Annotated in this window: 13 protein-coding genes; 11 read left to right on the forward strand and 2 right to left on the reverse strand. The window is 26.1% G+C overall.

Annotation, left to right across the window (positions count from 1 at the left end; translation table 11 throughout):
• Nucleotides 1-96: 96 nt before the first annotated feature.
• The 6 genes from thrS (at nucleotide 97) to pheT (ending at nucleotide 6,789) form a co-directional block, all read left to right on the forward strand.
• Nucleotides 97-2,007: a threonine--tRNA ligase gene (thrS, locus tag JIC14_RS00375; RefSeq protein ID WP_201329831.1), complete on the forward strand. Its 1,911-nt coding sequence runs from the start codon at nucleotides 97-99 to the stop codon at nucleotides 2,005-2,007.
• Between the two features lie 44 nt (nucleotides 2,008-2,051).
• Entirely contained in the window at nucleotides 2,052-2,570 is a 519-nt protein-coding gene (gene infC, locus JIC14_RS00380; protein ID WP_425305472.1) for a translation initiation factor IF-3, read from the forward strand.
• Between the two features lie 106 nt (nucleotides 2,571-2,676).
• Nucleotides 2,677-2,874, forward strand: coding sequence for a 50S ribosomal protein L35 (rpmI, locus tag JIC14_RS00385; protein WP_201329832.1), 198 nt, complete (start codon nucleotides 2,677-2,679; stop codon nucleotides 2,872-2,874).
• 27 nt (nucleotides 2,875-2,901) lie between these two features.
• Nucleotides 2,902-3,261, forward strand: coding sequence for a 50S ribosomal protein L20 (gene rplT, locus JIC14_RS00390; RefSeq protein ID WP_201329833.1), 360 nt, complete (start codon nucleotides 2,902-2,904; stop codon nucleotides 3,259-3,261).
• A gap of 40 nt (nucleotides 3,262-3,301) precedes the next feature.
• On the forward strand, nucleotides 3,302-4,318 hold the full coding sequence (gene pheS / locus JIC14_RS00395) for a phenylalanine--tRNA ligase subunit alpha (RefSeq protein WP_201329834.1): 1,017 nt from the start codon (nucleotides 3,302-3,304) through the stop codon (nucleotides 4,316-4,318).
• A 41-nt stretch (nucleotides 4,319-4,359) separates the two neighbouring features.
• A complete protein-coding gene (gene pheT, locus JIC14_RS00400; protein WP_201329835.1) occupies nucleotides 4,360-6,789 on the forward strand; it encodes a phenylalanine--tRNA ligase subunit beta in 2,430 nt (809 codons plus the stop codon).
• A 67-nt stretch (nucleotides 6,790-6,856) separates the two neighbouring features.
• Here the strand turns inward: pheT and acnA are convergent, their stop codons facing one another.
• Nucleotides 6,857-9,565 (reverse strand): aconitate hydratase AcnA, encoded by a 2,709-nt coding sequence (gene acnA, locus JIC14_RS00405; protein WP_201329836.1) that lies wholly within the window; start codon nucleotides 9,563-9,565, stop codon nucleotides 6,857-6,859.
• A gap of 40 nt (nucleotides 9,566-9,605) precedes the next feature.
• Nucleotides 9,606-10,595, reverse strand: a complete 990-nt coding sequence (locus JIC14_RS00410) for a malate dehydrogenase (protein ID WP_201329837.1) — start codon at nucleotides 10,593-10,595, stop codon at nucleotides 9,606-9,608.
• Nucleotides 10,596-10,709: 114 nt separating this feature from the next.
• Here JIC14_RS00410 and sdhC point away from each other — a divergent pair, with 114 nt between their 5' ends.
• From sdhC to JIC14_RS00435, 5 genes are all read left to right on the forward strand, one after another.
• Nucleotides 10,710-11,123, forward strand: coding sequence for a succinate dehydrogenase, cytochrome b556 subunit (gene sdhC, locus JIC14_RS00415; protein WP_201329838.1), 414 nt, complete (start codon nucleotides 10,710-10,712; stop codon nucleotides 11,121-11,123).
• A 2-nt stretch (nucleotides 11,124-11,125) separates the two neighbouring features.
• Nucleotides 11,126-11,494 carry a succinate dehydrogenase, hydrophobic membrane anchor protein gene (gene sdhD / locus JIC14_RS00420; RefSeq protein WP_201329839.1) on the forward strand — a complete coding sequence of 123 codons (369 nt, stop codon included), beginning with the start codon at nucleotides 11,126-11,128 and terminating at the stop codon, nucleotides 11,492-11,494.
• A complete protein-coding gene (sdhA, locus tag JIC14_RS00425; protein WP_201329840.1) occupies nucleotides 11,494-13,269 on the forward strand; it encodes a succinate dehydrogenase flavoprotein subunit in 1,776 nt (591 codons plus the stop codon). Before sdhD ends, sdhA begins: the two co-directional genes overlap by 1 nt.
• A gap of 11 nt (nucleotides 13,270-13,280) precedes the next feature.
• The gene (locus JIC14_RS00430) at nucleotides 13,281-13,991 is read left to right on the forward strand and encodes a succinate dehydrogenase iron-sulfur subunit (protein WP_201329841.1); all 711 of its coding nucleotides are present in this window, start codon (nucleotides 13,281-13,283) and stop codon (nucleotides 13,989-13,991) included.
• 209 nt (nucleotides 13,992-14,200) lie between these two features.
• Nucleotides 14,201-15,493, forward strand: a complete 1,293-nt coding sequence (locus tag JIC14_RS00435) for a citrate synthase (RefSeq protein WP_201329842.1) — start codon at nucleotides 14,201-14,203, stop codon at nucleotides 15,491-15,493.
• The last annotated feature ends 10 nt before the right edge of the window (nucleotides 15,494-15,503 follow it).

A 15,503-nucleotide genomic window follows, 5' to 3' on the forward strand; every position in this document is an offset into this window, starting at 1 on the left:
TATTTTTCAAAAATTAAATTATTTTATTAAGATTTTTGTTTACAAATTTCAAAAAATATAGAAAAATTGTAAAATTACAAGATTATTTAAAATATTATGATTTCAATTCAAATTTCAAATAAATTAAAGTTGCAATTTTCTAAACCTATAACAGTGTTAGAGGTTGCTTCTTATATTAATGTGAATCTAGCTAAATCAGCTATAATCGGTAAATTAAATGGTATATTAGTAGATTTATCTTACGTAATTGATCATGATGTAAATTTAACTATAATAACAGAAAAAGATAATATTGGATTAAATATAATCCGTCATTCAACCGCGCATTTATTGGCTTATGCAGTCAAAAATTTATTTCCTGATTCTCAAATGGTAATTGGACCAGTAATAGAAAATGGATTTTATTATGATTTTTTATATAAACGTTCTTTTACAAAAGAAGATTTAATATTAATTGAAAAAAAAATGATTGAACTTTCCCAAAAAAATGAATTTTTTTTAAAAAAAATTATAACTCGCGATAAAGCGATTTCATATTTTAATTCTGTTGATGAAGAATTTAAAAAAAAAATTATTAATTTAATTCCTAAGAATCAAGAAATATCTTTATATAGCATTGGTTCTTTTATTGATTTATGTCGAGGTCCTCATGTTCTCTCAACAGGAAAATTAAAAATATTTAAATTAATAAAATTAGCGGGTTCTTATTGGAAAGGTGATCAAAAAAATAAAAAATTACAAAGAATATATGGAACAGCTTGGGTCACAAAAAAAGATCAAGAAATATATTTATACATGATCAAAGAAGCAGAAAAAAGAGATCATCGTAAATTAGGGAAAAAATTAAATTTATTTCATTTTCAAGAAGAAAGTCCGGGGTTAATATTCTGGCATCCAAAAGGATATATTATATTACAAGAAATAAAAAAATATATACGGAAAATATATAAAAATAATGGTTATAAAGAAATCAAAACACCACAAATGTTAGATCTTTCATTATGGAAAAAAACTGGTCATTGGGAAAATTATAAAGATAATATGTTTACCACAAAATCAGAAAATCGTTTTTATGCATTAAAACCAATGAATTGTCCTGGACATATTCAAATTTATAATTCTAATTTTCATAGTTATCGTGATTTACCATTACGTTTTGGTGAATTTGGTCAGTGTCATCGTAACGAGTCATCTGGTTCTTTACATGGAATGATGCGAACAAGAGGTTTTATTCAAGATGATGGGCATATTTTTTGTACAAAAAAACAAATTAAAAATGAAATTATTATATTTAATGAATTAGTACATAAGGTATATAATGATTTTGGTTTTAAAAATATCCAAATAAAATTAGCTTTACGTCCGAATAAAAGAATAGGAGAAAATAATATTTGGGATTTAGCTGAAAATTCATTACGCGAAGCAATTAGTGGTTCTGGAGTTACATGGGAAGAGTTTCCGGGAGAAGGAGCATTTTATGGGCCAAAAATTGAGTATCATTTAAAGGATTCAATTGGGCGCTCCTGGCAATGCGGTACTATACAAATTGATTTTTCTATGCCATATCGTCTTGGAGCAGAGTATATAACAGAAAATAATACTTGTAAAACACCAGTTATGTTACATAGAGCTATTATTGGATCATTAGAACGTTTTATCGCAATTATTATTGAAAATTATTCTGGCGCTATGCCTTTATGGTTAGCTCCAATACAAGTTATGATACTTAATATTTCTAAAGAACAAATTGAATATGCTCAAAAAATATTAAATTTTTTAAAAAATAAAAAATTTAGAGCTGAAGTAGATTTGCGTAATGAAAAAATTGCCTATAAAATACGATTACACTCTTTAGAAAAATTACCATATATAATAATAATTGGTAATAAAGAGCTTTATGAAAATAAAATAACTGTTCGTGCGCGAGGTAATATTAATCTTGGTATTATGTCAATTGATATGTTAGTTATACGTCTAATAAATGAGATAAATACTAAATATTCATAAATAAAAATTAAATTATTTTTTAAATTTAATAGGAGAAAAAAATAATTACAAATAGATCTAAGCATCGAATTAACCGAGAAATTATAGCACCAAAATTACGTTTATCTGGAATAAAAAATGAACCATTAGGTATTGTTACGTTAGAAAAAGCTTTTTATTTAGCTGAAAAAGAAAATGTTGATTTGGTTGAAATAGCTCCTTTTGCGAAACCTCCTGTGGCGCGTCTTATGGATTATGGTAAATTTAAATATAGAGAGAAAAAAAAAGCACATGAAGCAAAACTTAAACAAAAAGTTATTTTAATTAAAGAAATTAAATTTAGACCATGTATTAATGAAAGTGATTATAAAATTAAATTACGTAATTTAATTAGATTCTTAGAGGAGGGCGATAAAGTTAAAATTACATTACGTTTTCGAGGACGCGAAATATCTCATCAAGATCTTGGATTTCGTGTACTTGAACGCCTCAAATCAGATTTAGAATTATATTCTCAAATCGAACAATTTCCTAAAATAGAGGGTCGTCAAATGATAATGATTTTATCTCCTAAAAAAAAATAATTAATGCATATTTACAATAACAATATAAAAATATATATTCATATAATATCAGTAAATCATAATATTAGTAAAATTAAATAAAATTTATATAAAGGAGTTATTTTCTGTGTTTAAAATAAAAACGAAAAGCAGCGCAAAAAAACGTTTTCGTATACGCCCCGGAGGTTGCATTAAGCGTGGACAAGCCTTTAAACGTCATATTTTAACTAAAAAATCTACTAAAGTTAAACGTCAATTACGTGGATTAGTATCTGTTCATAAAAGCAATATAGCATCTGTGCGAGCTATGATGCCAAATTCTTAACCTTGTATTATAAAAGGAAATATTATTATGTCTAGAGTAAAACGCGGAATAACAGCGCGTGCCCGTCATAAAAAAGTTTTAAAACAAGCAAAAGGTTATTTTGGTCGTCGAAATTCTGTGTATCGTGTTGCTAAACAGGCAGTCATGCATGCTATGCAATATGCTTATCGTGATCGACGTAATAAAAAACGTGTATTTAGATCATTATGGATTGCTCGTATTAATGCCTCAGTTCGACAACATAATATTACTTATAATACATTTATAAATGGTTTAAAAAAATCTTCTATTCAATTAGATCGTAAATTATTAGCCAGTATAGCTGTTACAGATAAATTAGTTTTTTCTTCTATTGTTAACCAAATAAAAGAAAATTTAATTAATTAATAAAGCTTTTTAAATTAATAATTTATTATTTTTTATTTATATGAATCAATTAAAAGAACTGTTTATACAAGCTAAATTTGATTTTTCTTCCGCATCAAGTATTTCTTCTTTAGAAAACACAAAAGCTTATTATCTTGGTAAAACTGGTAAATTAACTCAATATATAAAAAATATTAAAAAACTTTCTATAAATGAGCGGAAAAAATATGGTAAAATTATTAATTCTGTAAAAATAAAAATTGAAAAAGAACTTAATATTCATCGTGAAATTTTAAAAAAAAAACAATTACAAACATTATTAAAAACTAATAAAATTGATATAACCTTACCTGGAAGAGGTAAAAATAAAGGAGGGTTACATCCAATTATGCGTACTTTAGAGCGTATTGAAAAAATTTTCTATTCTATTGGTTTTGATATAACAGATGGACCGGAAATTGAAACAGATTTTAATAATTTTACTGCATTAAATAGCCCAAAAAATCATCCCGCTCGTTCAATGCACGATACTTTTTATATTAAAAATAAATATGTTAGTAATAATAAACCATTATTACGTACACATACGAGTCCTATGCAAATTCGTTATTCTAAAATTCATAAACCGCCTATTAAAGTAATCACCTCCGGTCGTGTATATCGTATTGATAATGATTCAACTCATTCTCCCATGTTTCATCAAATTGAAGGATTATGGATTGATAAAAATATTAGTTTTTCAGATTTAAAAGGTATTTATTTAAATTTTATACGTATTTTTTTTGAATCAAATAACATACAAATTCGCTTCAGACCTTCTTATTTTCCTTTTACAGAACCATCTGCAGAAATTGATATTTTTTTTAAAGATGGACCATTAAAAGGTAATTGGTTAGAAATTTCTGGAGCAGGACAAGTAAACCCAAAAATTTTGCGTAATATGAATTTAGATCCCGAAAAATATATTGGATTTGCTTTTGGATCAGGGTTAGAAAGATTAACTATGTTACGTTACGGTATAAATGATTTACGTTTATTTTATAAGGGAAATATTAGATTTTTAAAACAATTTACTTGATTTTATATTAAATTTTATATATTAAATAAAAAATTTTAACAATGCAAATTCCTGAAAATTGGTTACGAACAATAATTGATCCAAAATTGTCTTCTAATGATCTTGCAGATTTATTAACAATGTCTGGATTAGAAGTAGAAAAAATAGAAACAACCATTCCAATTTTTTCTAAAGTAATAATTGGTAAAATAATAAATATTATTAAACACCCTGATATAGATAATTTAAATATTTGTAAGGTTGATACTTATAAAAATATTTTAGATATTGTTTGTAATGTACCTAATATACGTGTTGGATTAAAGGTTCCATGCGCTATAATTGGATCCTCGCTACCATGTATTAATAAAAAAAAATCTTTTATAATTAGTGTAAAAAAAATTCATGGAATTAAATCATATGGAATGTTATGTTCTGCATATGATTTAAAAATAAACAATAAAAATAAATATTTACTTGAATTACCAGAAGATGCACCTATTGGAAAAAATTTTTATGATTATTATCAATTTAATAATTTAAAATTTATTATTAAACTAACACCCAATAGAGGTGATTGTTTATCTTTATTTGGAATAGCGCGTGAAATATCTATATTAAGTAACACTCCATTAAAATTACTAAATACTAAAATTACCTTACCAAATTATAAAGAAATTTTGCCAGTTAAAATATTGGCAATGGATTTATGTGGTCGTTTTTCTGGACGCATTATTCGGGGAATAAATCCTAAAACATCAACCCCTAAATGGATGCAAATACGCCTTGAGGATAGCGGACAAAAACTTATTTCCGTCTTGCCTGATATTACAAATTACGTAATGTTAGAATTAGGAATTCCTATTAATATATTTGATTTATCTAAAATTTACGGTGAATTAAATATAAGATGGGGAAATATCGGTGAAACCTTTAAAATATCTAATGATTTAACTATTAATATTAATAAAAATACTGGAATTATTTCTGATAATTTTAAAATAATATCATTATCTGGTATTATTGAGGGAGTTGACGTGACTGTAACTTTAAATACAAAAGATATATATTTAGGGGTAGCATTTTGGTGGCCTAATTCAATTTGCGGAAAAGCTAATCATTATAATCTTGTCACTGAATCATCATACCGTTTTGAGAGGGGTATTGATTTTAGTAAAACGATAAAATGCTTAGAGCGTATTACTAATTTAATTATTGAAATTTGCGGAACATCGTCATCAAAAATATCTCAAATAGATGATCAAATTGTTAATATACCAGTTAGAAAAAAGATTAAAATTCGATCAGAACGCGTTATTAAAGTTTTAGGTATTAAATTAACAAATCAAGAAATTTCTAATATTTTCATTCGTTTAAAATTTAATTTTATTCAAAAAAATAATATTTTCTTGGTTACTCCCCCGGCACATCGATTTGATATTGAAATTGAAGAAGATCTTATTGAAGAAATTATACGTATCTATGGATTTAAAAATATTCCTATATCGTTACCTATTACTGTCTCTAAACTGTCCCCAGTAAAAGAAGGATGGCAATCGTTATTTTCTATTAGACATCAACTTGCTTTTGCGGACTATCAAGAGGTTATAAATTATAGTTTTATTGAAGATTCTTTAGAAAAAGATTTTTCTCAAAATATTAATAATCATCCAATTGAATTATTAAATCCAATTTCTAATAAATTCAATACAATGCGTTCAACTCTTATTGGTAGTTTAGTTAATAATGTATGTTATAACTTAAAAAGAAAATTAGAGCGTATTCGTTTGTTTGAGATCGCTAATATTTATTTACATGATAATCGAATTAAAGATGGCCCCTTTACTGTATCAGGTTATAAAGAATCAAAAAAAATAGCAGTAATTTCTTATGGCCCACTACTAGAACCCCAGTGGGGGGAAAAAAATCGTAATATTGATTATTTTGATTTAAAAAATGATTTAGAAAATTTATTTTTTCCTATACAATTAAAATTTTCAAAAATAAATAATTCTATTTTACACCCCAATCGATCAGCTCTTATATTAAGAAAAGAAAAAAATATTGGTTTTATAGGTGAACTTCATCCAATATTAAAACAAAAATATGATTTACCATTATCTCCAATATTTTTTGAGATTGATGCTCTAGAATTACAAAAACGTAAAATACCAAATTATATTCCAATATCTAAATTTCCTAATGTTACTCGTGATATAGTATTTATTTTTAATAAGAATATTAATTTACAGGATATCATGAATACTATGTTTTTTGAAAAAAATAATAACTCAAATTGCTTTATAATACAATCCATTACATTATTTGATGAATATCGTGGAAAAAAACTCAAAGAAAATGAAAAAAGTTTTGCTTTTAGATGTACATTACAGGATCCTAAAAAAACTTTAAAAAATAATATCATAAATAATGCAATTAATGCATTAATTAATTCTGTTTGTAAAACTTTTAATGCAAAATTACGAACATAAATTTTATAAAAATATTTTTTCTATTATATAGAATTAAATTTTTTTATATTTTCAAAATTAATTTCTATTAATTTAATAGTTCACGCAATACAAATGGTAAAATACCATCATTTTTATAATATTTAATTTCCATTGGAGTATCGATACGCAATAATAATTTTATTTTTTTTATTTCTTTTCTATTTTTTCGATAAATAATAAAATCTACTTCTTGTAATGGTTTAATATTTTTTGAAATTCCTTTTAAATCAAAATACTCATTACCTGTAATATTTAAAGATTGTACACTATCATTATTTAAAAACTGTAATGGTAATACACCCATTCCTATTAAATTTGCACGATGAATACGTTCAAAGGAACGAGCAATTACCATTTTTACTCCTAATAATTTAGTTCCTTTAGCCGCCCAATCACGTGATGATCCTGTTCCATATTCTTTACCCGCAAATATTATAGTAGAAATATTATTAGAAATATACTTCATGGCAGCATCATAAATTGACATTTTTTCACCGCTAGGTTGATAATATGTAAATCCACCTTCGATTTGTTTACTATTTTTACCCAAAGAAGTTATTAAATTTTTTATACGTTTATTGGAAAAAGTACCCCGAATCATAACTTCGTGATTTCCGCGACGAGAACCATAAGAATTAAATTCATTTTTTAAAACACCGTTATTAATTAACCATTTTCCTGCCGGACTAAATTCTTCAATTAATCCTGCTGGAGAAATATGATCAGTAGTTATAGAATCACCCAAGATACATAATGCTCTTGCTCCCTTAATTTCCTCTGAAAAAGATTCAAAATTTAATTTAAAATTATTGAAAAATGGAGGTTTAGAGATATATGTTGAAATCGGCCAATCATAAATATCATCAATTACAATATCAGTAATATTGTTCCATAATTTTCCAGGATTATTTTTAATATTTTTATAATTAAAATAGAATAAATTTCTATTTAATGTAAACTTTTCTAAAGAATTAATTTCCTGACTAGATGGCCAAATATCATTTAAATAAATATTTTTACCATTTTTATTTCTTCCTAATGGTTCTATTGTAATATCTATTAATATATTTCCAGCAATAGCATAAGCTATTACTAATGGAGGAGAAGCTAAAAAATTTGCATAAATACTTGGATGAATCCGTGCTTCAAAATTTCGATTTCCTGATAATATAGATGATGCTATTATATTATTATTAATAATAATTTCTTCTATTTGAGATTTAATTTTTCCAGAGTTTCCAATACAAGTAGCGCAACCATAAGCAACAATATTAAAACCTAATTTTTCTAAATATAAAAGTAAACCAGAATTATTTAAATATTCAGTTACTACTCTAGATCCTGGAGTAAGTGATGTTTTTATTTTTGGTGAAATTTCTAAACCTGATTCTACTGCTTTTTTGGCTAATAAACCAGAAGCTAACATTAAATTAGAATTTGATGTATTGGTGCATGAAGTAATTGCAGCAATTAATATATCTCCATTTTTAATTTTAATACCATCTTGAGTAGTATATATTTTATTTAATTCATTAATATTTTTATTAAAACCATTTTTTGAAGTTGGTTTAATTAATAATTCAGTAAATTTTTTTTTAACATCCTTTAATTTAATAAGATCTTGTGGACGCTTAGGACCAGATAATGATGGTAACACATTATCAAGATTTAATGTTATAATATCTGTATAATCTATTTCTCCTATTTTTGGAATACCAAATAATTTTTGAGATCGAAAATAACTTTCGAATGCGTTAATTTCTAAATTATTACGACCGGTATTATAAAGATAATTAACAGTCATTTTATCTATCGGAAAAAATCCAATTGTAGAACCATATTCTGGGGCCATATTACTAATAGTTGCTCTATCAGTTAATAATAAAGATTTTACACCATCTCCAAAAAATTCTACAAATTTTCCAACTACCTTTTTTTTTCTAAGTAATTTAGTAATTGTAAGCACAAGATCTGTTGCTGTTACTCCCTCATTTAATTTACCTATTAAATTAACCCCTATTACATCTGGTATTAAAAAATAAATTGGTTGACCTAGCATCCCCGCCTCCGCTTCAATTCCACCAACTCCCCAACCAACTACACCCATACTATTAATCATAGTAGTATGAGAATCAGTTCCAACAATTATATCCGGATAATAAATATTATTTTTATTTAATACCCCACGAGACAAATACTCTAAATTAATTTGATGCACAATCCCAAATCCAGGTGGTATTACATTAAATTTATTAAAAGCCTGCATACCCCACTTTATAAATTGATATCGTTCCTTATTACGTTTAAATTCTAATTGCATATTTAAATCTAAAGCTTTTTTTTCTCCAAAAAAATCAACTTGAACAGAATGATCAATTATTAAATCTACAGGAACTAATGGTTCAATTTTTTTAGGATTTTTATTTATTTTTTTAGAAATACTACGCATCGCAGCTAAATCCGTTAAAAGTGGTATACCTGTAAAATCCTGTAATAAAATACGTGTAACTATTAATGGTAATTCTTTTATTCTTAAATCTTGAGGTTTCCAATTCATTAACTCATAAATATATTCTTCAGTAATTTTTTTGCAATCATAATTACGTATTATTGATTCCAATATAATTCTAATTGATATAGGTAAACGAGAAATATTAATATCAAATTTTTCTTCTAAAGCGGGTAATGAGTAAAATTTACCCTTTTTATTCTCAAAAATTTTAAATTCTTTTAAGATAGTTTTTTTATGAAACATAATAACTTTCTATTCACATTTAATAAAATGATTTTAAAAATTATCGCATAAGATGATTAATACCACAAATTTCATTTTTTAATTCCTCAATAGAAAGATTAATTTTTTTTTGAGAAAATTTATCAATTTTTAAATCTTGAATAATCTTATATTTACTATTTTTAGTTTTTACCGGAAAACCAAATATTATATCTTTAGGTATATTATATGAGCCATCTGAAGGAATTCCCATTGTTACCCAATTATTTGTTCCAAAAATCCAATCTTTTATATGATCTATAGCCGCTGATGCGGCTGATGCAGCTGATGATACCCCTCTAATAGAAATAATTTCTTCTCCTCGTCTACTGATAGCGGGCAAAAAAACATTTTTATTCCAATAAGAGTTATTATTAATAATATTTTTAATAAGTACCCCATTAACTGTTGCATAACGATAATCAGCGTACATAGATAATGAATGATTACCCCAAACAAATACTTTTTTAATGGATGATACAGGCTCATTTAATTTAGATGCTAATTTTGCTATTGCTCGATTATGATCAAGACGCAACATAGCTGTAAAATTTTTATAAGATAAATCTGGGGCTGATTTCATTGTAATATATGTATTAGTATTAACTGGATTTCCAACAACTAAAACCTTAACATCACGTGAAGCAACGGAATTTAATGCCTTTCCTTGTTCAATAAAAATAGGAGAATTAATAGCTAATAACTCAGAACGTTTCATATTACTTCCTCTAGGAAGGGAGCCAATTAATATAGCAATATTTGCATCTTTAAAGGCTGTTATTGGATTTTTATGAGCACTAACATCCATTAATAATGGAAAAACACAATCTTCAATTTCCATAATTACACCTTTAATCGCTTTTTGTGATTTTTTATTTGACGCCTCAAGTAATTGTAAAATTATTGGCTGATCTTTACCTAAAAGATCCCCATTAGCAATACGAAATATAATACTATAACCAATTTGACCAGCTGCGCCTGTAATAGAAATTCGTACTGGTTTTTTAAGCATATATAAATCTCCAAAATTAAAAATTTTAAAATATTATTAATTTCATAAAATTATTAATATAATTAATTATGTTCACATAAAGTTAAAAACAAACATCTCAAAAGGATTTTAACAATGAATAAAATAAATAAACTTAAAAATCAAAAAAAATATAAAAATATAAATATATTTCAAATTATTAATTATCGTTTACCCCCCAGTGGGATTGTATCAATAATGCATCGTATCAGTGGATTATTTATATTTTTTTTATTACCTTTTATTTTATATTTATTAGATCAAAGTTTAAATTCAAAAAATTCATATGAAATTTTTAAAAAATTTACATCGAATTTTTTTTTTAAAATTTTAATTTTAACATTAATCTGGTTATATTTAAATCACTTTTTTTCCGGTATCCGTCATTTAATTATGGATTTAAATATTGGTTTAGATAAAAATATTTCAAACAAATCAGCTATTTTTATATTAATAATAAATTTATCTTTAATATTAATTATAACACTAAAATTTTTTGGAGTAATATAATAATGAATAGCGATAACAATATTAAATCAAAAAATAAATTTTTTAACGCCCATTATGGTGCACGTGATTGGTTGGCTCAACGTATAACTGCAGTTATAATGGTAATTTATACAATAATTCTGTTATTTTTTTTATTAACTACTACTAATTTTAGTTATGAAAATTGGTCTAATTTATTTCAGTATAAATGGTTTAAAATAATTAGCTTTTCTGTTTTAATTTGTTTATTTTATCATGCATGGATTGGTATACGTGATATATTAATGGATTACGTAAAATCAGTTATTATTAAATTAATATTATATATTTTTAGTATTTTATGGTTAATTAATTGTGCTAATTGGGCAATACAAATATTATGGAGAATATAATGATTTTTAATAAATCTATTATTACAAATCATCGTTTTGATGTATTAATAATTGGCGCAGGAGGATCCGGTATGCGGGCCTCACTGCAGTTAGCGCAAAAAGATTTAAATGTCGCAGTTTTATCTAAGGTTTTTCCTACTCGTTCACATACAGTTGCCGCTCAAGGGGGGATTAGTGCTTCGTTAGGTAATATGTCAAAAGATAATTGGCATTGGCATATGTTTGATACTATTAAAGGATCTGATTATCTTGGGGATCAAGATGCTATTGAGTTTATGTGTAAAGAAGCACCAAAAGTTGTATATGAATTAGAACATTTTGGTATGCCATTTGATCGAAATAAAAATGGTACAATTTATCAAAGACCATTTGGTGGACATTCAGCTAATTTTGGAGAAAAACCTATAGCTCGCGCTTGCGCTGTGGCAGATCGTACTGGTCATTCTCTTTTACATACATTATATCAACGTAATTTACATGCTAAAACTAATTTTTTTATCGAATGGATGGCTATTGATTTAATTAGTAATTCCGAGGGTGATATTTTAGGGGTTGTTGCATTAGAAATAGAAACTGGTAATATAATGATATTGGAATCTAAAATAACAATTTTAGCTACAGGAGGAGGAGGTCGTATTTGGGCGGCTTCTACTAATGCTTTTATAAATACTGGTGATGGAATTGGTATGGCAGCACGAGCGGGATTACCTCTTGAGGATATGGAATTTTGGCAATTTCATCCGACTGGAGTTGCAGGTGCCGGAGTTTTAATTACAGAAGGTGTTCGAGGTGAAGGTGGAATTTTAATTAACTCTAATGGTGAACGTTTTATGGAACGTTATGCGCCTATTTTAAAGGATCTTGCCCCTCGTGATTTTGTATCCCGAGCAATGGATCAAGAAATTAAAGAAGGACGCGGTTGTGGACCAAATAAAGATCATGTAATGTTAGATTTAAGACATATTAATTCCGAAACAATTATAAATCGTCTACCATCAATTTTAGATATTGGACATAAATTTGCAAATGTAAATGCATTAAAAGAACCTATTCCAGTTATACCAACTATTCATTATCAAATGGGTGGTATTCCAACTAATATTTATGGCCAAGTTATAATACCTAAAAACAATGATAATGAAATTGTTAACGGTTTATATGCAATTGGTGAATGTGCTTGCGTATCCGTACACGGAGCCAATAGACTTGGAACTAATTCATTACTCGATTTATTAGTATTTGGTCGTTCTGCTGGTAATCATATCCTTAGCTTAAAACTTAAAAATTTCCATAATAAAAAACTTCCTTTTAATACTATTGACGCTATTATTGGTCGTTTATCAAAATTAGAAAATAATAAAGGATCTGAGCGTGTTCAAGATGTAGCTAATGATATTCGCCAAACTATGCAAAATTATTGTGGTGTATTTCGAACAGATGAATTAATGAAAAATGGTTATAAAAAAATTATGATTTTAGACGAAAGACGTAAATATATTTCTTTTAAAGATAAATCTACAGTTTTTAATACTGCTAGAATTGAAGCACTAGAATTAGATAATTTAATTGAAACAGCTAAAGCCACTATTTCTGCAGCTTTCTCTCGCAAAGAATCTCGTGGCGCTCACGCGCATAATGATTTTAAAAATCGAGATGATATTAATTGGTTAAAACATTCAATTTGGTATTCTAATGGAAATCGAATTGAATTTAAATCAGTTAATTTAAAACCTTTAACAGTTAAAACTTTTCATCCTAAAGTACGTACTTTTTAATAAAAAATAATATGAAACGCATAATTAAATTTAAAATTTATCGCTATAATCCAGATTATGATATAAAACCTTATATACAAAAATTTTTAGTTCATTTATCATCAAATGATAAAATGTTATTAGATGCATTACAGCGTATTAAATATGATATTGATGATTCATTAACATTACGTCGTTCTTGTAGGGAGGGTGTCTGCGGTTCAGATGCAATGAATATTAATGGAAAAAATGGATTAGCTTGTATTACAAATTTAAATGAATTAAAACAGCCAATTATAATACGACCATTACCAGGATTACCTGTTATTCGTGATTTAGTTGTTGATATGACATTATTTTTTAAACAATTTAATTCAATTAAACCATTTTTAATTACAAATAATAATCCTCCTGAAAAAGAACGATTACAATCTCCTGAACAACGTAAAATTCTTGATGGTTTATATGAGTGTATATTATGTGGATGCTGCTCTACGGCGTGTCCTTCATTTTGGTGGAATTCTGATAAATTTGTTGGGCCAGCTGGATTATTACAGGCTTATCGTTTTATTTCTGATAATCGCGATGAAGCTACTAATTTTCGTTTAGATAATTTAGAAGATCCATATCGTTTATTTCGCTGTCGCTCTATAATGAATTGCGTAGATACATGCCCAAAAGGATTAAATCCCAATCGCTCAATTAATAAAATTAAAGAATTGATGATTTATAGAATAATATAATAATAAATATTAAAAATATTTTTAATAAAAAATTCTACATAAAATTTAATAAAAATTTTATTAATATAATTTTATTGATATAAAATAATTATAAAATTTAAATTGTTGTTAATTTAATTTTTTAATTATTTTAAAAATAAATATATATATGTTGTTAATTAATATTATATGTTGTTAATTAATATTTTATTTATTTAAAAAAGGAAAATATGCCTATTTCTGATAGTAAAGTTACTTTATCATTTTCAGATGGCACTCCGTCATTAAAATTCCCAATTTATAAAGGAACTATTGGACCTGACGTAATTGATATACAAAATTTTTATAAAATATCTGGAAAATTTATTTATGACCCAGGATTTATGTCAACTGCGTCATGTAATTCTGCAATTACATATATTGATGGTAATATTGGTGAATTATTATACAGAGGATATCCAATTGAGCAACTTGCAAATAACTGCAATTTTATGGAAATTTGTTATTTATTATTATATGGTGAATTACCAAATAAAACACAAAATAATAAATTTACACAAACTATAACAGAACATACTATGGTTGATAAAAAAATATTTTCATTTTTTCATGGTTTTTCTCGAAACGCTCATCCAATGGCTATATTAACTAGTTTAGTTAGCGCATTACCCACTTTTTATAACGATTCTTTATCCATTAATGATCCTTATTATCGTGAAATATCTACAATTCGAATAATTGCTAAATTACCAACTTTAATAGCTATGATTTATAAATTTAATGTAGGTAAACCATTTATTTACCCCTCTAATAATTTTAAATATTGCGATAATTTTATATATATGATGTTTTCAAATACATGCAAAAAATATAAAATTAATAAAATTCTCACAAAGGCATTAGATAAAATTTTAATTTTACATGCCGATCACGAACAAAATGCATCTACATCCACTGTTCGTCTTGTTGGTTCTTCTGGTGCCAATCCATTTTCTTGTATTGCTGCCGGCATCGCTTGTCTTTGGGGGCCTTTACATGGTGGGGCAAATGAAGCTGTACTAAATATGCTTAAAAAAATTGATAAAACTGAAAATATTTCTAAATTTATAAAAAAAATTAAGAATAAATCATCTAATATAAAACTAATGGGATTTGGACATAGAATTTATAAAAATTATGATCCTAGAGCTAAAATTATACGTAATATTTGTTATAAGGTTCTTAATGAACTTAATTTATTAAATAAATCATTGTTTAAATTGGCTATAAAATTAGAAAAAATAGCATTAGAAGATGATTATTTTGTGTCCCGTAAATTATATCCAAATGTAGATTTTTATTCCGGAATTATACAACAAGCACTCGGGATTCCAACATCTATGTTTACTTGTATTTTTGCGATGGCACGTGCTGCGGGCTGGGCTGCACAATGGAATGAAATGATATCTGATCCAAATAAAAAAATCGGTCGTCCTAGACAATTATTTGTTGGATCACCTAAAAGAAGTTTAAACTATAAATAAAAATTTTTAA

This window comes from Candidatus Profftella armatura (Diaphorina cf. continua), from assembly GCF_016593155.1.
Lineage (GTDB): Bacteria > Pseudomonadota > Gammaproteobacteria > Burkholderiales > Burkholderiaceae > Profftella > Profftella armatura_A.